13 protein-coding genes are annotated in these 17543 nt (G+C 70.7%); 5 read left to right on the top strand and 8 right to left on the bottom strand.

Annotated features, from left to right (window positions below; translation table 11 throughout):
• Nucleotides 1-188: 188 nt before the first annotated feature.
• Nucleotides 189-572: a hypothetical protein gene (locus ACIA8N_RS25135; protein WP_365786555.1), complete on the top strand. Its 384-nt coding sequence runs from the start codon at nucleotides 189-191 to the stop codon at nucleotides 570-572.
• Between the two features lie 261 nt (nucleotides 573-833).
• On the top strand, nucleotides 834-2141 hold the full coding sequence (locus ACIA8N_RS25130) for a M28 family metallopeptidase (protein WP_365786557.1): 1308 nt from the start codon (nucleotides 834-836) through the stop codon (nucleotides 2139-2141).
• An 82-nt stretch (nucleotides 2142-2223) separates the two neighbouring features.
• On the opposite strand, the gene ACIA8N_RS25125 is transcribed toward ACIA8N_RS25130, so the two are convergent.
• Both ACIA8N_RS25125 and ACIA8N_RS25120 read right to left on the bottom strand, forming a co-directional pair.
• A complete protein-coding gene (locus ACIA8N_RS25125) occupies nucleotides 2224-3390 on the bottom strand; it encodes a DUF2092 domain-containing protein (protein ID WP_365786559.1) in 1167 nt (388 codons plus the stop codon).
• 161 nt (nucleotides 3391-3551) lie between these two features.
• Complete coding sequence (locus ACIA8N_RS25120; protein ID WP_365786561.1) at nucleotides 3552-4562, bottom strand: polyprenyl synthetase family protein; 1011 nt, start codon at nucleotides 4560-4562, stop codon at nucleotides 3552-3554.
• A 266-nt stretch (nucleotides 4563-4828) separates the two neighbouring features.
• Between ACIA8N_RS25120 and ACIA8N_RS25115 the strand changes: the two genes are divergently transcribed.
• Nucleotides 4829-6829, top strand: coding sequence for a CocE/NonD family hydrolase (locus tag ACIA8N_RS25115; protein WP_365786563.1), 2001 nt, complete (start codon nucleotides 4829-4831; stop codon nucleotides 6827-6829).
• 31 nt (nucleotides 6830-6860) lie between these two features.
• On the opposite strand, the gene ACIA8N_RS25110 is transcribed toward ACIA8N_RS25115, so the two are convergent.
• Nucleotides 6861-8195 (bottom strand): LPXTG cell wall anchor domain-containing protein, encoded by a 1335-nt coding sequence (locus tag ACIA8N_RS25110; RefSeq protein ID WP_365786565.1) that lies wholly within the window; start codon nucleotides 8193-8195, stop codon nucleotides 6861-6863.
• A 293-nt stretch (nucleotides 8196-8488) separates the two neighbouring features.
• On the opposite strand from ACIA8N_RS25110, the gene fahA reads away from it, so the two are divergent.
• Nucleotides 8489-9715: a fumarylacetoacetase gene (gene fahA / locus ACIA8N_RS25105; protein WP_365786567.1), complete on the top strand. Its 1227-nt coding sequence runs from the start codon at nucleotides 8489-8491 to the stop codon at nucleotides 9713-9715.
• A 5-nt stretch (nucleotides 9716-9720) separates the two neighbouring features.
• Here the strand turns inward: fahA and ACIA8N_RS25100 are convergent, their stop codons facing one another.
• Nucleotides 9721-10539 carry a carbohydrate-binding protein gene (locus ACIA8N_RS25100; protein ID WP_365786632.1) on the bottom strand — a complete coding sequence of 273 codons (819 nt, stop codon included), beginning with the start codon at nucleotides 10537-10539 and terminating at the stop codon, nucleotides 9721-9723.
• A gap of 45 nt (nucleotides 10540-10584) precedes the next feature.
• Nucleotides 10585-11505 carry an AraC family transcriptional regulator gene (locus tag ACIA8N_RS25095; protein WP_365786569.1) on the bottom strand — a complete coding sequence of 307 codons (921 nt, stop codon included), beginning with the start codon at nucleotides 11503-11505 and terminating at the stop codon, nucleotides 10585-10587.
• A 239-nt stretch (nucleotides 11506-11744) separates the two neighbouring features.
• Between ACIA8N_RS25095 and ACIA8N_RS25090 the strand changes: the two genes are divergently transcribed.
• Nucleotides 11745-12305 carry a hypothetical protein gene (locus tag ACIA8N_RS25090; RefSeq protein ID WP_365786571.1) on the top strand — a complete coding sequence of 187 codons (561 nt, stop codon included), beginning with the start codon at nucleotides 11745-11747 and terminating at the stop codon, nucleotides 12303-12305.
• A gap of 58 nt (nucleotides 12306-12363) precedes the next feature.
• Here the strand turns inward: ACIA8N_RS25090 and nuoN are convergent, their stop codons facing one another.
• Genes nuoN through nuoL form a run of 3 tightly spaced genes read right to left on the bottom strand, consistent with a single transcriptional unit; the run spans nucleotide 12364 to nucleotide 17536 of the window.
• Nucleotides 12364-14013: an NADH-quinone oxidoreductase subunit NuoN gene (gene nuoN / locus ACIA8N_RS25085; protein ID WP_365786573.1), complete on the bottom strand. Its 1650-nt coding sequence runs from the start codon at nucleotides 14011-14013 to the stop codon at nucleotides 12364-12366.
• On the bottom strand, nucleotides 14010-15590 hold the full coding sequence (locus ACIA8N_RS25080; RefSeq protein WP_365786575.1) for an NADH-quinone oxidoreductase subunit M: 1581 nt from the start codon (nucleotides 15588-15590) through the stop codon (nucleotides 14010-14012). Before ACIA8N_RS25080 ends, nuoN begins: the two co-directional genes overlap by 4 nt.
• Nucleotides 15591-15595: 5 nt before the next feature.
• Nucleotides 15596-17536, bottom strand: coding sequence for an NADH-quinone oxidoreductase subunit L (gene nuoL, locus ACIA8N_RS25075; RefSeq protein ID WP_365786577.1), 1941 nt, complete (start codon nucleotides 17534-17536; stop codon nucleotides 15596-15598).
• Nucleotides 17537-17543 lie beyond the last annotated feature (7 nt).

Below are 17543 nucleotides of genomic sequence, written 5' to 3'. Positions count from 1 at the left end.
CCGCCCTCCGAGTGTGAAAAGGCGGCCTCCGCCGCCGGGTCAAGGGTGGGCGCAGCCCATCGCGCAGCGACGCGACCGCAGGGAGCGCCCTTGACCCGGCGGCGGAGGACGCCACACTCGGAAAGAGGGCGGCCGCACCCGACACCCACGTAGCCGGCCCGCCCCCAGCACCTCAGTAGCCTCCCCCCATGGACCAGGAAAACCCCTCGCCCCGGCTCCTTCGCGACGTCTATCCCGCCCTCGTCCGCCAGCTCGTGCGGCTTCTTGAGAGCGAGGGCGAGCGTGAGCTCGCCATCGTCGTGCACGACGTGCGGATGTACGGGCCCTGCGGCTGCAGCGACGACTTCTGCCAGAGCATCCGCACCTCGGGCCACCCCCAGGGGCAGCCCTACGGGGAAGGTCACCGCTGCGTGCCGCTGCTTCCCGAGGACGGGATGCTGAACCTGGACGTGCTGAACGGCCGCATCGCCTTCATCGAGATCCTCGACCAACCACCTCTGGTCCCAGCCGAGTCCGATTACATCGGCGACGACCTCGGCGACGGCGACGGCGCCCCCATCCCCACCCCGTAATTCCCTCCCCAGGGATACGCGCCCAGAGCCACCTGTCCGGTGAGCGAACGCCCCTGACCGGTTTCCGCTCTTGACGCGAAGTCAAACCCTCGCTGAACATTCAGCACGCACACCAGAACACCAGAACACCAGAACACCAGAACACCAGAACAACTGAACACCGCACATGCACTCGTACAGCTCCAGCGCCTCGTGGCACCCACGCCCGAGGCGTCTCGCACGTTCCGTCCCATCCCCGTTCGGAATCCGGAGCCCCCACAGATGAACATCTCCGTGTCCAGACGCTTGACCGCGGCCGCCGCACTCGCGGCGCTCGCCCTCGGCGGTCTCACCGGCACCAGCGCCTCGGCCAGTCCCGCCGCTGCCGCCGCCGCGCCCGACATCCCGCTCGCCAACGTCAAGCAGCACTTGACGGACCTGCAGTCGATCGCCAACGCCAACGGCGGCAACCGCGCCCACGGCCGTACCGGCTACAAGGCGTCCATCGACTTCGTGAAGGCCAAGCTGGACGCCGCCGGGTACACCACCACCATCCAGCAGTTCACCTCCAACAGCGCCGTCGGCTACAACCTGATAGCCGACTGGCCGGGCGGCGACCCGAACCAGGTCCTGATGGCCGGCGCGCACCTCGACTCGGTCTCCTCCGGCGCCGGCATCAACGACAACGGCTCCGGCTCCGCCGCCGTCCTGGAGACCGCGCTCGCCGTGGCCCGGGCCGGCTACCAGCCCTCCAAGCACCTGCGCTTCGGCTGGTGGGGCGCGGAGGAACTCGGCCTCGTCGGCTCGAAGTACTACGTCGCCCAGCTGCCCACGACCGAGCGCTCCAAGCTCTCCGGGTACCTGAACTTCGACATGATCGGCTCGCCGAACCCGGGCTACTTCGTCTACGACGACGACCCGACGATCGAGACGACCTTCAAGAACTACTTCGCGGGTCTCGGCGTCCCGACCGAGATCGAGACCGAGGGCGACGGCCGTTCGGACCACGCCTCGTTCAAGAACGTCGGCATACCCGTCGGCGGGCTCTTCACGGGCGCCAGCCGGGTCAAGACCAGTGCCCAGGTGGCGAAGTGGGGCGGTACGGCCACGGCCTTCGACCGCTGCTACCACTCGTCCTGCGACACGACGGCGAACATCAACGACACCGCCCTGGACCGCAACAGCGACGCCGTCGCCCACGCGATCTGGGCACTGTCCGGGACCTCGACGCCGCCGCCCACCGGCACGGTCTTCGAGAACACGGCCGACGTGTCCATCCCGGACAACGGCGCCGCGGTGACCTCCACGGTCAACGTCACCGGCATCACCGGCAACGCTCCGGCCGCCCTCTCCGTCGGTGTGAACATCGTCCACACCTACCGGGGTGACCTCGTCGTCGACCTGGTCGCCCCCGACGGCTCGGTCTACAGCCTGAGCAACCGGTCCGGCGGCAGCGCCGACAACATCGTCCAGACCTTCACCGTGAACGCCTCATCCGAGGTCGCCAACGGTGCCTGGAAGCTCCGCGTCCAGGACACGGCCTCGGTCGACACGGGCTACATCAACAGCTTCAAGCTGACGTTCCCGTAGCGCGAAACGAAAAAGCTCCCGGGTGGGTCGGTGACCATCGCCCCCGACCCGCCCGGGGTCCCAACCAGCCTGCCTGTTGCGGCTACTTGCCGGCGTTCGCCGCGTTCACCAGGGCGTCCTGGGTCACCGCGCCGACGTAGACCTTGCCGTCGTCGGTGAGGAGCGCGTTCACCAGCTTCGTCTTGAAGACGGTGCCCGAGCCGAACTTCCCGGTGACCTTGTCGCCGAGGGAGTCCAGGAAGCCCTGGACCTCCTTCGGCGCCTCGTCGGTCTTCGGCGCCGGAGCCCCCGTGTCGAGCTTCGCGATCGTCGTCCAGCCCTCGCCGATGACGTTCATGCCCTCGCCGGAGCCCCCGAAGCCGCCGAAGCCCTTCTCCAGGTCGCCGAGGCCCTTCTCGAAGCCCTCCGGCAGCTTCTCATCGCCCGCCGCGTCCTCCGCGGCCCCCTCGGTCACCTTGGCGCCCGCGGGCGCCTTGAAGGTGAAGTCCGAGGCCGCCGGCCTCGCGAAGTCGATCTTCGTGAAGCCCGCGTCGACGACGGGCTTGCCGCCCTCGACCGAGGCGAGGGTGAACTTCAGCGGGGTGCCGTTCGCCGCGTCCACCGCGATCTTGACCGACTCGACCGTCGAACCGGCCTGCTTCGGCTTGATCACCAGCTGGTACGCGTCCCGGCCGGCCACCTTGGCCGTACCGCCGACGGTGATCGACGTGGTGTCGCCGGCCGCCTTCAGGACCTCGTCCGCGAGCTCCTTGGGCGTGGTCGGGACCTCCTTCTCCTCCGGCGCGCCCGCGCCTTCGGGGGCCTTCTCGTGGAAGACCTCGTTCGACTTGCTGTCGTACGCCCAGACGTCGGCGCCGTTGTGGATCAGGCTGTACTCGCCGGAGCCGTCGAGCAGGGTCAGCTTCTGGCGCTCGGGGCCGTCGGCCGCCACGCGCAGGGTGTGGGTGCCGGAGACGAGCTCGGTGAGCTTCTCCGAGGGGTCGGCGGACGAGTCGCCGCCGTCGCCGCCGAGGCCCGACATCAGGCCGGCGAAGGACGGCAGTCCCAGGTCGGTGGAGATCTTGAACGTGCCGGACAGGGTCTGGGTGTCCGAGGCCGCGATCTTCTCGATGAGCTGCTGGGCCGTGATCTCCGGCAGTTCGGGGTCGCCGGACGCCGCCAGCGCCGGGACGAGTCCGATGGTCGCCGCGGCCACTCCTGCCACCGCGACCGGGACGATGAACCGGCTCGCCTTACGGGTCTCTGCCATGGTCTCCGCTACCTCCGTGGTCGATGTCTCCATCTCACCAAAGCGGCGGCGGGGATACGTCAGCCCCGGGGATCAACCTCACGTACTGCTTCGGGATGACCCGACCCTGAGACCGCCTCACCCCCGCGGTTGACCCGCGCGGTGAAGACGAGGCGGTCCTGTCAGCCCGCGCGGTGGACGACCGCGTCGCACATCTCGGCCAGCGCCGCCTTCGCGTACCCGTCGGGCAGCGGCGCCAGCATCGCGCGCGCCTCCTGGGCGTACCGCACGGTGTCGCGGCGGGCCTGCTCCAGGGCGGGGTGGGAGCGCAGCCGGCGCAGGACCTCGGCGTGCCGTTCGTCGTCGCTGAGGTCGCCGTCGACGAGGGCGACGAGTTCCAGGTCCTCGGGGCGGCCGTGGGCGGCCGCGGCGGCCCGCAGGTGGAGGACGGGCAGGGTCGGGATGCCCTCGCGCAGGTCGGTGCCGGGGGTCTTGCCGGACTCGTGGGAGTCGGAGGCGATGTCGAGGACGTCGTCGGCGAGCTGGAAGGCGACGCCGAGCCGCTCCCCGTACTGCGTGAGGGTGTCGACGACGCTGTCCTCCGCGCCGGACATCATCGCGCCGAAGCGGCAGGAGACGGCGACGAGGGAGCCGGTCTTGCCGCCGAGGACGTCGAGGTAGTGCTCGACGGGGTCGCGGCCGTCGGTCGGTCCCGCGGTCTCCAGGATCTGGCCGGTCACGAGGCGTTCGAACGCCTCGGACTGGATCCGTACGGCCTCGGGGCCGAGGTCCGCGAGCGTGTGCGAGGCGCGGGCGAAGAGGAAGTCACCCGTGAGGACGGCGATGGAGTTGCCCCAGCGGGTGTTGGCGCTGGGGACGCCGCGCCGGACGTCGGCCTCGTCCATGACGTCGTCGTGGTACAGCGTGGCCAGGTGGGTGAGCTCGACGACGACGGCGGAGGGCACGACGCCCGGCGCGTAGGGGTCGCCGAACTGGGCGGCGAGCATCACGAGCAGGGGACGAAAGCGCTTGCCACCGGCCAGGACGAGGTGCTGCGCGGCCTCCGTGATGAAGGGGACATCGCTCTTGGTGGCGTCCAGGAGGCCCGCCTCCACAGCCGCCAACCCCGTCTGGACATCGGCTTCGAGAGCCTGGTCCCGCACGCTAAGACCGAACGGCCCGACGACGGTCACGAGGGGGTCTCCTGTCTGCTGACGCCTGCTGACGATCACACGGATGGTTCACATGGTCTGTTGAAGATCACACGGATTGTCGATGTGTCGCTGGATTCACTCAAGCCAGCGTATCCGGTCACCTTTCGATCACCGTGGGCGCCTTCCCGTCACCCCCGGTATGTTCGTGATCAGCTCATACGACCAGGAGTGAGCTTTTTGTCCCGAACAGTGATCGACAGCCCTGGCCGCGCCGCACCACGCACCCCGTCCACTGAGGTGACCCGATGACGAAGATCCGTACCGACTTCCCGTACGAGACCCGCCACGAGGACATCCGCATCCCGCTGCCGGACGGGACCAGGCTGTACGCGCGCGTGTGGCGCCCGCTCACCGACGAGCCCGTACCGGCCCTCCTGGAGTACCTGCCGTACCGCCTCACCGACTGGACCGCGCCCCGCGACTGGCAGCGCCACCCCTGGTACGCGGGCCACGGCTACGCCTCGGTACGCGTCGACGTCCGCGGTCACGGCAACAGCGAGGGCCTGCCCGGCGACGAGTACGACCCGGTCGAGCTCGCCGACGGCGTCGCCGTCGTGGACTGGCTCGCCGAGCAGCCCTGGTGCACGGGGAAGGTCGGCATGTTCGGCATCTCCTGGGGCGGTTTCAACTCGCTCCAGATCGCCGCCCTCGCCCCCGAACCCCTCAAGGCGATCGTCACCGTCTGCTCCACCGACGACCGCTACGACAACGACGTCCACTACATGGGCGGCTCCGTCCTCGGCGTCGACATGCACGCCTGGGCCGCCACCATGCTCGCCTTCGTCTGCCGTCCGCCCGACCCGCGCTACGCGGGCGAGGAGTGGCGCGCGATGTGGCTGAGGCGCCTTGAGGCCGTCGAGCCCCTCATCCACACCTGGCTCGCCCACCAGACCCGCGACGCCTACTGGCGGCACGGCAGCGTCTGCGAGGACTACTCCGCCGTCCGGGCCGCCGTCCTCGCCGTCGGCGGCTGGCACGACCCGTACCGCGACACCGTCCTCCGCCTCGCCCGGCACCTCCCCCAGGACCGGGTGCGCGGCATCATCGGCCCCTGGTCCCACCAGTACCCGGACCGGGGCCTGCCGCCGGGCCCCGCCATCGGCTTCCTCCAGGAGACCCTGCGCTGGTGGGACCACCACCTCAAGGGCATCGAGAACGACGTCATGGCCGAGCCCCTGCTCCGCTCCTGGATCAGCGAGTCCCACCTGCCCGCCACCGTGTACGAGGAACTGCCCGGCCGCTGGGTCACCGACCCCGCCTGGCCCTCCCCGAACGTCACCCCCGTCACGTACGCCTTCCAGGGCACCCCCGTCGTGGTCGACTCGCCACAGCAGACCGGCCTCGACGCCGGCCGCTTCTTCCCCTTCGGCAACGACGCCGACCTGCCGCCCGACCAGCGCGACGAGGACGCCCACTCGGCCTGCTTCGACTTCCCCGTACCCGAGGACGGTCCTGCGATCGAGATCCTCGGCCGGCCGTCCGTGAACCTCGCCCTGCGCGCCGCCGCCCCCACCGGACAGGTCATCGCCCGGCTCTGCGACATCGCCCCCGACGGCTCCTCCACCCTCGTCACCCGGGGCGCGCTGAACTTCTCCGCCCGCTACGGCCGCGACCGGGCCGTGGAGGCCCAGATCGGCGAGACGGAGAGCTTCGCCTTCGAACTGAACGGCATCGGGCACAGCTTCCCGCCCGGACACCGGGTGCGCCTGGCCGTCTCCTCCACGTACTGGCCGTGGATCTGGCCCCAGCCGGACGCGGCGGGCTTCACCCTCGACCCGGAGGGCTCCTCCCTCACCCTGCCGGTACGCCGCCCCACCCAGGACGCCGTCGAGTGGGAGGAGCCGGAGCAGTCCGAGCCGCTCGGCGTCGCCCAGCCGGTCACCCTGGAGGAGCCCCGCCCCGAGCGGGTGGTGGTCAGGGACGTGGCGAAGGGCGAGTGGACCCTGGAGGTCGACCCGAGGTACGGCGGTACGCGCGTGTACCCGGACGGCCTGGAGTTCACCGAGGACGCCGTGGAGACGTACACGATCGACGAGAGCGGCCCGCTGTCCGCCCGGACCCGCTCGGAGTGGTCGATCCGGCTGCACCGCCCGGAGACGGCGTGGGACGTCACGATCGACACCCGCTCGGAGATCGCCTGCGACGCGCACGCCTTCCTCACCGCGAACGAGGTGGTGTGCAAGGAGGGCGGGGAGGTCGTCTTCCACCGCACCTGGGAAAAGCGGATCCCCCGCACGGCGGGCTGAGCGCACGCCGTACGGGGGACCGGAAGAGGGGTTACGCGTTCGCGTCGGCCTTGCGGCGGCGGGCGAAGAACACCGCGCCGGCGCCGAGGGCGACGGCCGCACCGGCGGCGAGGCCGAGCGGGAGGGTGTCGTCGGCACCGGTGGCGGCGAGGGAGCCGTTCACGCGCGTGGTGGACGAGCCGCCCTGCGGGGTGGTGTTGGTGTTGCCGGCGGTGGAGGGCGCCGGGGTCGGCGTCGTGGTCGTCGCCGACGGGGTCGGCGTCGGCTCCGGCTTCGGCTTGTCGCCCTTGGCGGCGAGGATGTCGAAGGTGACGTCCGCGAAGTCGCCCATGCCGCAGTCGCCGTCGTTGGCTTCGTACTCGGCCTGCGAGAAGGCCGCGCCCTTGCCGGCGGGGGCGTCGGCGGCGACCGTGAGGCGCAGCTTCACGTCGTAGTGGGCGCCCTTGGCGAGCCTGCCGATCTCGATGGAGTCGAACTCCTCGGTGAACGACGTCCATTCGAGGTTGTCGGCGGAGGACCACTCGACCGGGATCATCCGGTCGGCGAAGTCCGTCTCCTCGTCGATGACGTCGTCGCCCTCGGGGATCCGCAGGGCGCCGGCGAAGGCGTTGACGTCGTCCAGGGGTGCGTCGGAGGTGTTGGTGACGCGCAGCGAGAAGACGGTGGGCTCACCGGCGGTGACAGTCTTGGGACCGCTCAGGGCGACCGTCAGGGAGGTGTTCTCCTCCTCGCACTCCCCGCCGATCTCCTCGAAGAACTTCAGCTCGTCCCGGGCCTCGTCGAGGTCCTCGGCGGCGGCCTTCTTGACCTTCTGGGCGAGACCGATGACGCGGCTGGCGGCGACCATGGCGTCGTCGCGGGCCGTGTCGGCCGTGACGAGCTTCTCGTCGGCGGCGGTCTTCGCCGTGGCGGCCTCATCAGCCGTCCGCTTCGCGGCGGCGACGGCAGCGGTAGCGGTTGCCTTCTGCTCCTCGGTGGCGTCGGTGGGGAGCTCGGCCAGTGCCTTCTCGGCCGCCGCGAGGGCGTCGTCGGCGGTGGTCTTGGCCGTGGCAGCCGCGTCCGCGGCCTTCTTGGCGTCGGCAACGGCGACCTGGAGCGGGTGGTCGTCCTTGTCCAGGATCTTGAAGTCCGCCATGGCCTTGTCGAGCTCGACGACGGCCTCGTCGTACGCCTTCTGGGCCAGGGCGACGGCCTCCTTCAGCTCCTCCAGCGAAGGCATGTCCTCGTCGGGCTCCTCCGACGTGGACTTCTGCGTCGGCGAGGGCGACGGCTTGGTGTCCGCGAACGCGGGCGTGGCGGAGAGGAACACGACCGGGGTGGTCACGGCGGCGGCCACGGCGGTGGCCAGAATGCGGCGAAGCTTCACAGTGCGGACCCTTTTTCCTGGTCAGGGAGAAGTGGAAGAAAGTGCGGGCCGCGCGCCTGCGGCGACTTCACGCGGCGCGCGACGCCAGGCCGATCGTATGGCCGGGAACGGCCTTGCGGCAGCCCTGTTTCCGCAGCTCGTAGCCGTGTTCTCCACGCACCTGCGACACAAACCGCGTGAAGCCGGACAGTTGCCCACGGAGGCCGCACTTTCTGTGTGATCCATGTCATCCGCGCGCGGCGGCCCGCCCCGTAACGTGTCCCCCACACACGTGGAAAGCGAGGCAGGCACCCATGTCCGAGCACAGCCCGCTCGACCTGGCCGAAGGCGATCCTTTCGGCCCGCACAACCTCCCGTACGGCGTCTTCTCGACCGCCGACGAGCCCGACCGGCGCCGGCTCGGCGTCCGGATCGGCGGGCACGTGCTGGACGCGGGCGCCGCGGCGCACGCGCTCGGCTCCCCGTACGCGGCGCTGCTCGCGCAGCCCAGCCTCAACCCGCTGCTCGCGGCCGGGCGGACGGCCTGGCGCGACGTCCGCAGGGCGCTGACGGCCTGGGTGACGGTGCCCGCGCACCGGGCGGACATCGAGCCGCTGCTGCACCCGCTGGACGAGGTGACGCTGCATCTGCCGTACGAGGTCGCGGACTACGTCGACTTCTACGCGAGCGAGCACCACGCGACGAACGTGGGCCGGATCTTCCGCCCCGACGGCGACGCGCTCACCCCCAACTGGAAGCACCTGCCGATCGGTTACCACGGCCGCGCGGGCACGGTCGTGGTCTCGGGGACCGATGTCGTACGCCCCTCCGGGCAGCGCAAGGCGCCCACGGACGCCGCCCCGGTGTTCGGGCCCTCGGTCAAGCTGGACATCGAGGCGGAGGTCGGGTTCCTCGTCGGCACCCCGTCGGAACTGGGCAGGCCCGTCCCGCTGGCCGACTTCGGGGAGCACGTCTTCGGTCTGACGCTGCTCAACGACTGGTCGGCGCGTGACGTGCAGGCCTGGGAGTACGTGCCCCTCGGCCCGTTCCTCGGCAAGTCGTTCCAGACCTCGGTGTCGGCGTGGGTGACCCCTCTGGAGGCCCTGGACGCGGCGAGGACCGCCCCGCCCGCGCGGGACTTCCCCCTCCTGCCGTACCTGGACGACGCGGAGGAGGAGCAGCCGGGCGGCTTCGACCTGCGGATCACGGTGGAGATCAACGGCGAGGTGGTGGCGGAGCCGCCGTTCTCCACCATGTACTGGACGGCCGCGCAGCAGCTCGCGCACATGACGGTGAACGGCGCTTCGCTGCGTACGGGTGACCTGTACGGCTCCGGGACGGTCTCCGGGCCCGAGACGCACCAGCGCGGTTCGCTCCTGGAGCTGACGTGGAACGGCCGTGACGCGCTCGAACTCGCCGGCGGCAAGCGGACGTTCCTGGAGGACGGCGACGAGGTCGTCCTCACGGCCTGGGCCCCGGGCCCGGACGGCACGCGCGTGGCCCTGGGCGAGGTCAGCGGCCGGATCGCCCCATCCGCCTGAGGCTCTTAGCCGACCCTCCACAGGGCCGGGACGTTCGGCGGCTCCCAGCCGGCCTGGGCCGTGTGCGCCTGGAGGCACACATAGCCCGGGCCGCCGTACGTGACCCTGTCCCCGGCACGGTAGGCGGTCCCCGCGGCCCAGCTGCCGCCGGGCGGCGGGGTGGTCGGGGTGGGGCTCGGGCCGGGGTCCTGCGGCACGTTCAGGACGAAGTCGAAGGCGGCCTCCCTGGCGCCGCCCGCGTCCCGCACGGTCATGAGCAGCCGCGGGTCGAAGATGCTGTCGGTGTTGTTGCGGGGTTCGCCGGGGAAGTACAGCTGGGTGGTGAGCACCGGGCGGCCGGGGGCCTGCACCTTGACGTGGATGTGCCGGGTGCGGCCCGGGTAGAGGCCGGGCACGATCGTGGTGAGCGCGAAGGCGCCCCGGGAGTCGGTGTACTGGTGCCCGCGGAAGCGGAATCCGGTGTTGTCGTACGCGCCGTTGGCGTCGGCCTGCCAGAAGTCGAGCAGGACGCCCGCCAACGGCCGGCAGGCGAGCCCGAAGACGTAGCCGCTGACGGTCAGCCGTACACCGACGGTGCCGGCCTCCAGGAGGCTGGTCCGCTGAGGTGAGCGGAGCTTGAAGTAGGGGCCTTCGGTCTGCGGCGGGGTGGGGTCGTCACCGTCGTCGCACTCGGGGGTGAGCGCGGGCACCGCCTCGTCGGCGGTGAGGGTACGGGCGAGTGCCGGTACGCCCATGAGCACGACGGGCGCCGCCATGCCGGCCGCGAGCGCGGCCCGCAGCACGGTCTTCCGGGTGACGTGCCCGGTGCTGGTCTCGTTGTCCATGTCCATGCCTGCTCCTCGTGGGGGCGCTGGGGGTCGGCAACGAACCTAGGCGGGTACGGCGTCGCCTTCGAGGGACGGATCACGGCGGTCGTGGTGTTTTCGGAAGTCTCCGGGGCTTCGTCCCGTCTCGCGCCGGAAGAAGCGGCAGAAGTACGCGGGGTCGCCGAAGCCGACCCGGGACGCGACCTGTCGGACCGTCAGGTCAGTGGTCGCAAGCAGCCGTTGGGCCTCGCGGGTCCGCGCCTCGCGCAGCAGAGCGGCGGGGGTGCGCCCGGTGGCGGCCCGGACGGCCTCCGCGAGGTGGCCGGGGGTGACGCCGAGGAGGACGGCACACCGCCGTACGGACAGCCCGTCGGCCGCGGACCGCCCGGCGAGCCGTAAGAACCCCCCGGCGACCCCCCGGACGGGCGCCGGCCGGGCGACGCCTCCGGGCAGCCGGGCAGCCCGCACCAGCAGCACGTGGAGCAGGGACCGCAGCACCCCGGCGAACCCGTCGGCCCCGTGCCGGTACTCCTCGGCGAGCTCCGCCATCAGCCGGCCCGTGCGTTCGTGCGTGGCGGCGTCGAGGTCCACCCAGGGCCGTTCGCCCAGCCGGCGGAGCAGTTCCTCGTGCCGGGCCCCGCCGGCCAGGAACTCGGGAGTGAACAGCACGAGCGACCCTTCGAGGCCCCGCACGTCCTCCCAGTGGTGCACCTGCCCGGGCAGGACGACCCCCCACTGCGGCGGCCGCACCTCGTACCGCTCCAGGTCGACCACGTGCGTCCCGCTTCCCGCGACGACGTGCACGATCTCGTAGAAGGTGTGCCGGTGCGGGAAGGCGGCCCGTGACATCGGCCCCATGGCGTCGAACCCTCCAGCGGCGAAGGGCACTCGGTCCGGCAGTCGTACCTCAAGGCGGTGCACCGGCGGTTCCCCCTGCCGGGGAACGGCACCGGTCTCACCGGGTAGGGCCGTGGTACCGCGCATACGCCCCGCCACCTCCGACAGCTGGTACAGACCATTCGGCCCGTCCACGATGCCATGCCTGTCGCGCCGTGTCAGGAGGGCAGGAGCCCGGTCACGCGCCGTGTCCACTCCCCTGGGTCAGTCCCGAGTGCGGGGGTGGAACGGGCGGCCGATGCTGCTGGAGGCGGCGGGAGCCGGGGGGAGCCCGCCGGCGTCCGGCGCCCCGCACCGGCGGCGCCCCTCCCGAGGAGTACACCCACATGTCCGCACGACCCCGCCCCCTGATAGCCGCGCTCGCCCTGCTCGCCGTCGGCTCGCTGGCCCTGGGGACCGCCCCGGCCGTCTCGGCCGAACCGGCACCTAAGCCAGTCACCGACTTCCCGCACCCGGACCTCAAGAAGACGTACGACGCCACGGTGAAGTACAAGTCGGAGCAGAAGGCCGTCGCCGACGGCTTCATGCGCACCGACGACTGCGTCGAGGACCCGGAGCTCGGCGGCATGGGCTACCACTACGTGAACCCGGCGAACCTCGGCTCGACCGACCCGACGAGGCCGGCCGCGGTGCTGTACGAGGAGAACCACGAGACCGGCAAGCGCGAGCTGGTCGCGGTCGAGTGGGTCGTCCCCGACCCGAACGGGAACCTGCCCAGGCCGCAGCTCTTCGGCCGGGGCTTCGACGGGCCGTTCGACTTCGCTCCCGTCGGACCCCACTACTCGCTGCACGCGTGGATCTTCAAGAAGAACCCGTCGGGCGTCTTCGCCCCGTACAACCCGCGGGTGCACTGCACTCCCTGCCCTGAGGACCACCCGAAGGCGTAGCCGTACGACGAAGGGCCCGGCCTCCGCGCACGGAGACCGGGCCCTCTGCCGTACCCCGCTACCGGACGAAGACGCTCGCCTGGTTCGCGAGGTCCAGGAAGTACTGCGGGGCGAAGCCGAGCACGAGGGTGACCACCACACCGGCGGTGATGGTGAGGGTCGTCAGGGCCGAGGGCACGGCGACCGTCGGACCGTCCGCCTTGGGCTCGCTGAAGAACATGAGCACGATCACCCGGATGTAGAAGAACGCGGCGATCGCCGAGGAGATCACGCCGACCACGACGAGCGCGCCCGCGCCGCCGTCCGCCGCCGCCTTGAAGACCGCGAACTTGCCCGAGAACCCGGAGGTCAGCGGGATGCCGGCGAAGGCGAGCAGGAAGACCGCGAAGACCGCCGCGACGAGCGGCGAACGGCGCCCGAGACCGGCCCACTTGGAGAGGTGGGTGGCCTCGCCGCCCGCGTCCCTGACCAGCGTGACGACGGCGAAGGCGCCGATCGTCACGAAGGAGTACGCGCCGAGGTAGAACAGGACCGACGAGATTCCGCTCGGCGTGGCCGCGATGACGCCCGCGAGCAGGAAGCCCGCGTGCGCGATCGACGAGTACGCGAGCAGCCGCTTGATGTCGGTCTGGGTGATGGCGACGATCGCACCGCCCAGCATGGTGACGATGGCGACGCCCCACATGACCGGCCGCCAGTCCCAGGTGAGGCCCGGGAGCACCACGTACAGCAGGCGGAGCAGGGCGCCGAACGCGGCGACCTTGGTCGCGGCGGCCATGAAGCCGGTGACCGGGGTCGGGGCGCCCTGGTAGACGTCCGGGGTCCACATGTGGAACGGCACGGCGCCGACCTTGAAGAGGAGGCCGGTGAGGACCATGGCGAAGCCGATGAGCAGCAGCGCGTCGTTGCCCATGGTGTCGGCGAGCGCCGGGTTCACGGAGCCGACGGTGCCGTCGACGACGTCGGCGATGGTGGCGTACGAGACGGAGCCCGCGTAGCCGTAGAGCAGGGCGATCCCGAAGAGCAGGAAGGCCGAGGAGAAGGCGCCGAGGAGGAAGTACTTGACGGCCGCCTCCTGCGACATCAGCCGCTTGCGGCGGGCGACGGCGCAGAGCAGGTACAGCGGGAGGGAGAAGACCTCCAGGGCGACGAAGAGCGTCAGGAGGTCGTTGGCAGCCGGGAAGACCAGCATGCCGGCGATGGCGAAGAGCGCCAGCGGGAAGACCTCGGTGGTGGTGAAGCCTGCCTTGACGGCGGCCTTCTCCTGGTCGCTGCCGGGGACGGCGGCGGCCTCGGCGGCGAAGGAGTCGACCTTGTGGCCGTGGTCGGCCGGGTCGAGCCTGCGCTCGGCGAAGGTGAAGAGGGCGACGACGGAGGCGAGGAGAATGGTGCCCTGGAGGAAGAGGGCGGGTCCGTCGACGGCGATGGCGCCCATGGCCGCGATCTGGGCCTTGGTGGTGCCGTAGCCGCCGGCCGCCAGGGCGACGATCGCGGCGAAGGCGGCGACGAGCGCGACCACGCTGAGGAACAGCTGGCTGTGGTAGCGGGCCTTGCGCGGCACGAAGGCCTCGACGAGGACGCCGAGGATCGCGGCGCCGATCACGATGAGTACGGGCGAGAGCTGGGTGTACTCGATGTGGGGTGCCGGGATCTTGTCCAGCGGCTCGGCAGCTGTCGTCCACAAGCTGTGGACAGCCATGGAACTCACTTGGCCGCCTCCACGGTCTGAATTGCGGGCTGGGGGTCCGTCTGCTGGACGTCGGACATGGTGTGCCGCACCGCCGGGTTCACGACGTCCGTCAGCGGCTTCGGGAAGACCCCGAGGAAGATGAGGACGGCGATCAGCGGTACGGCCACGGCCAGTTCACGCGCCCGCAGGTCGGGCAGCGACCGCACCTCCTCCTTGACCGGCCCGGTCATCGTCCGCTGGTACAGGACGAGGGTGTAGAGCGCGGCGAGGACGATGCCGGTGGTGGCGATGACACCGGCCACCGGGTAGCGGGCGTAGGTGCCGACCAGGACCAGGAACTCGCTGACGAACGGGGCGAGTCCGGGCAGTGACAGGGTCGCGAGGCCGCCGATCAGGAAGGTGCCGGCGAGCACCGGGGCGACCTTCTGCACGCCGCCGTAGTCGGCGATGAGCCGCGAGCCGCGCCGGGAGATCAGGAATCCGGCGACGAGCATCAGGGCGGCCGTCGAGATGCCGTGGTTGACCATGTAGAGCGTGGCGCCCGACTGGCCCTGGCTGGTCATCGCGAAGATGCCGAGGATGATGAAGCCGAAGTGCGAGATCGACGCGTACGCGACCAGGCGCTTGATGTCCCGCTGGCCGACCGCGACCAGTGCCCCGTAGACGATGCTGATGAGGGCGAGGACGATGATCGCGGGGGTGGCCCACTGCGAGGCCTCGGGGAAGAGTCCGAGGCAGAAGCGGAGCATCGCGAAGGTGCCGACCTTGTCGACGACGGCGGTGATGAGGACGGCGACCGGGGCGGTCGCCTCCCCCATCGCGTTCGGCAGCCAGGTGTGCAGCGGCCAGAGCGGCGCCTTCACCGCGAAGGCGAAGAAGAAGCCGAGGAACAGCAGCCGCTCGGTGTTGGTCGCCATGTCGAGGGTGCCGTTGGCGCGGGCCTCGGCGATCTCGGTGAGCGAGAAGTTCCCCGCCACCACGTAGAGCCCGATGACGGCGGCCAGCATGATCAGGCCGCCGACCAGGTTGTAGAGGAGGAACTTGACGGCCGCGTACGAGCGCTGGGCCGCCGCGTTCTCGTCGGAGCCCGCGTGGGCCCGGTCGCCGAAGCCGCCGATGAGGAAGTACATCGGGATGAGCATGGCTTCGAACAGGACGTAGAAGAGGAAGACGTCGGTGGCCTCGAAGGAGAGGATCACCATCGCCTCGACCATGAGGATCAGGGCGAAGAAGCCCTGGGTCGGGCGCCAGCGCTTGGAGGACGTCTCCAGGGGGTCGGCGTCGTGCCAGCCGGCGAGGACGATGAACGGGATCAGCAGGGCGGTGAGCGCGATGAGCGCCACCCCGATGCCGTCGACCCCGAGCTCGTACCGGACGCCGAAGTCCTTGATCCAGGAGTGCGATTCGGTCAGCTGGTATCGCTCGCCGCCGGGCTCGAACCGTACGAAGACGACGGCGGCGAGCACGAGAGTGGCGAGCGAGACGAGCAGCGCCAGCCACTTGGCGGCGGTGCGGCGGGCCGCGGGGACGGCGGCGGTGAGGATCGCACCGACCGCCGGCACCGCTGCCGTCACCGTAAGGAGCGGGAAGGACATGACAGTTACACCGCCCTCATCAGCAGGGTCGCGGCGATCAGCACCGCAGTACCTCCGAACATGGAGACCGCGTACGAGCGGGCGTAGCCGTTCTGGAGCTTGCGCAGCCGGCCGGACAGTCCGCCGACGGAGGCCGCGGTGCCGTTGACCACGCCGTCGACGAGGCTGTGGTCGACGTAGACCAGGGAGCGGGTCAGGTGGGTGCCGCCGCGGACGAAGACGGCGTGGTTGAAGTCGTCCTGGAGCAGGTCGCGGCGGGCCGCCCTGGTGAGGAGCGAGCCGCGCGGGGCGACCACCGGGACGGGCCTGCGCCCGTACTGGAGGTAGGCGACGCCGACGCCGATCACCATGACGGCGACGGTCGCGGTGGTGACGGCGGCCGCGCTGATCGGCGGGTGCCCGTGGGCATAGCCGGTGACCGGCTCCAGCCAGTGCACGAACCGGTCGCCGATGCTGAAAAAGCCACCCGCGAAGACCGACCCGAAGGCCAGCAGGATCATCGGGATCGTCATGGACTTCGGCGACTCGTGCGGATGCGGCATCTCACCCGGAGCCACCTCGGCGCCGGGCTCGACGCTCGGCGCCTTGTCCGGGTCCGGGGCCGGCTGCCAGCGCTTCTCGCCGAAGAAGGTCATGATCATCACGCGGGTCATGTAGTACGCGGTGATGGCCGCGCCGAGCAGGGTGACCGAGCCGAGGATCCAGCCCTGGGTGCCGCCCTTGGCGAAGGCCGCCTCGATGATCCTGTCCTTGGAGAAGAAGCCGGACAGGCCGGGGAAGCCGATGATCGCGAGGTAGCCGAGGCCGAAGGTCACGAAGGTGACCGGCATGTACTTCCGCAGGCCGCCGTACTTGCGCATGTCGACCTCGTCGTTCATGCCGTGCATGACCGAACCGGCGCCGAGGAACAGCCCGGCCTTGAAGAAGCCGTGGGTCACCAGGTGCATGATCGCGAAGACGTAGCCGATGGGGCCGAGGCCGGCCGCCAGGATCATGTATCCGATCTGCGACATCGTCGAACCGGCGAGCGCCTTCTTGATGTCGTCCTTCGCGCAACCGACGATCGCACCGAAGAGGAGCGTGACGGCGCCGACCACGACGACGACCGTCTGCGCGTCCGGTGCCGCGTTGAAGATGTCGGCCGAGCGGACGATCAGATAGACACCGGCGGTCACCATCGTGGCCGCGTGGATGAGGGCCGAGACCGGGGTCGGGCCCTCCATCGCGTCGCCGAGCCAGGACTGCAGCGGCACCTGGGCCGACTTGCCGCAGGCGGCGAGGAGCAGCATCAGGCCGATCGCGGTCAGCGTGCCCTCGGACGCCTCACCGGTCGCCCCGAGCACCGGCCCGAAGGCGAAGGTGCCGAACGTGGTGAACATGATCATGATGGCGATGGAGAGGCCCATGTCGCCGACCCGGTTCACCAGGAAGGCCTTCTTGGCGGCGGTGGCCGCGCTGGGCTTGTGCTGCCAGAAGCCGATCAGGAGGTACGAGGCGAGGCCGACGCCCTCCCAGCCGAAGTACAGGAGCAGGTAGTTGTCGGCGAGGACGAGCAGCAGCATCGCCGCGACGAACAGGTTGAGGTAGCCGAAGAAGCGGCGGCGGCGCTCGTCGTGCTCCATGTACCCGATGGAGTACACGTGGATGAGCGTGCCGACCCCGCTGATCAGCAGGACGAACGTCATCGACAGCTGGTCGAGCTGGAAGGCGATGTCCGCCTGGAAGCCCTCGACGGGGATCCAGGTGAAGAGCCGCTGGTGCAGGGCCCGGTCGTCGGCGCTCCTGCCGAGCATGTCGGCGAAGAGCGCGAGGCCGATGGCGAAGGAGACGGCCGCGAGCAGCGTGCCGATCCAGTGCCCGACCTTGTCGAGCCGCCGTCCGCCGCAGAGCAGGACGGCCGCGCCGAGCAGGGGCGCTCCGACGAGCAGAGCGATGAGATTTTCCACGGTCAGC

Origin of the sequence: Streptomyces sp. NPDC051822 (assembly GCF_044452745.1) — a bacterium.
Lineage (GTDB): Bacteria > Actinomycetota > Actinomycetes > Streptomycetales > Streptomycetaceae > Streptomyces.
This window is presented reverse-complemented; position numbering and strand designations above follow the sequence as displayed.

What these genes read in the sequence shown, in the direction of transcription:
- ACIA8N_RS25090 (WP_365786571.1), top strand. Translation starts at nt 11,745, where the DNA reads ATGTCCGCACGACCCCGCCCCCTGATAGCCGCGCTCGCCCTGCTCGCC.
- ACIA8N_RS25125 (WP_365786559.1), bottom strand. Translation starts at nt 3,390, where the DNA reads ATGGCAGAGACCCGTAAGGCGAGCCGGTTCATCGTCCCGGTCGCGGTG.
- ACIA8N_RS25080 (WP_365786575.1), bottom strand. Translation starts at nt 15,590, where the DNA reads ATGTCCTTCCCGCTCCTTACGGTGACGGCAGCGGTGCCGGCGGTCGGT.
- fahA (WP_365786567.1), top strand. Translation starts at nt 8,489, where the DNA reads ATGTCCGAGCACAGCCCGCTCGACCTGGCCGAAGGCGATCCTTTCGGC.
- ACIA8N_RS25130 (WP_365786557.1), top strand. Translation starts at nt 834, where the DNA reads ATGAACATCTCCGTGTCCAGACGCTTGACCGCGGCCGCCGCACTCGCG.
- ACIA8N_RS25095 (WP_365786569.1), bottom strand. Translation starts at nt 11,505, where the DNA reads ATGCGCGGTACCACGGCCCTACCCGGTGAGACCGGTGCCGTTCCCCGG.
- ACIA8N_RS25135 (WP_365786555.1), top strand. Translation starts at nt 189, where the DNA reads ATGGACCAGGAAAACCCCTCGCCCCGGCTCCTTCGCGACGTCTATCCC.
- ACIA8N_RS25115 (WP_365786563.1), top strand. Translation starts at nt 4,829, where the DNA reads ATGACGAAGATCCGTACCGACTTCCCGTACGAGACCCGCCACGAGGAC.
- ACIA8N_RS25100 (WP_365786632.1), bottom strand. Translation starts at nt 10,539, where the DNA reads ATGGACAACGAGACCAGCACCGGGCACGTCACCCGGAAGACCGTGCTG.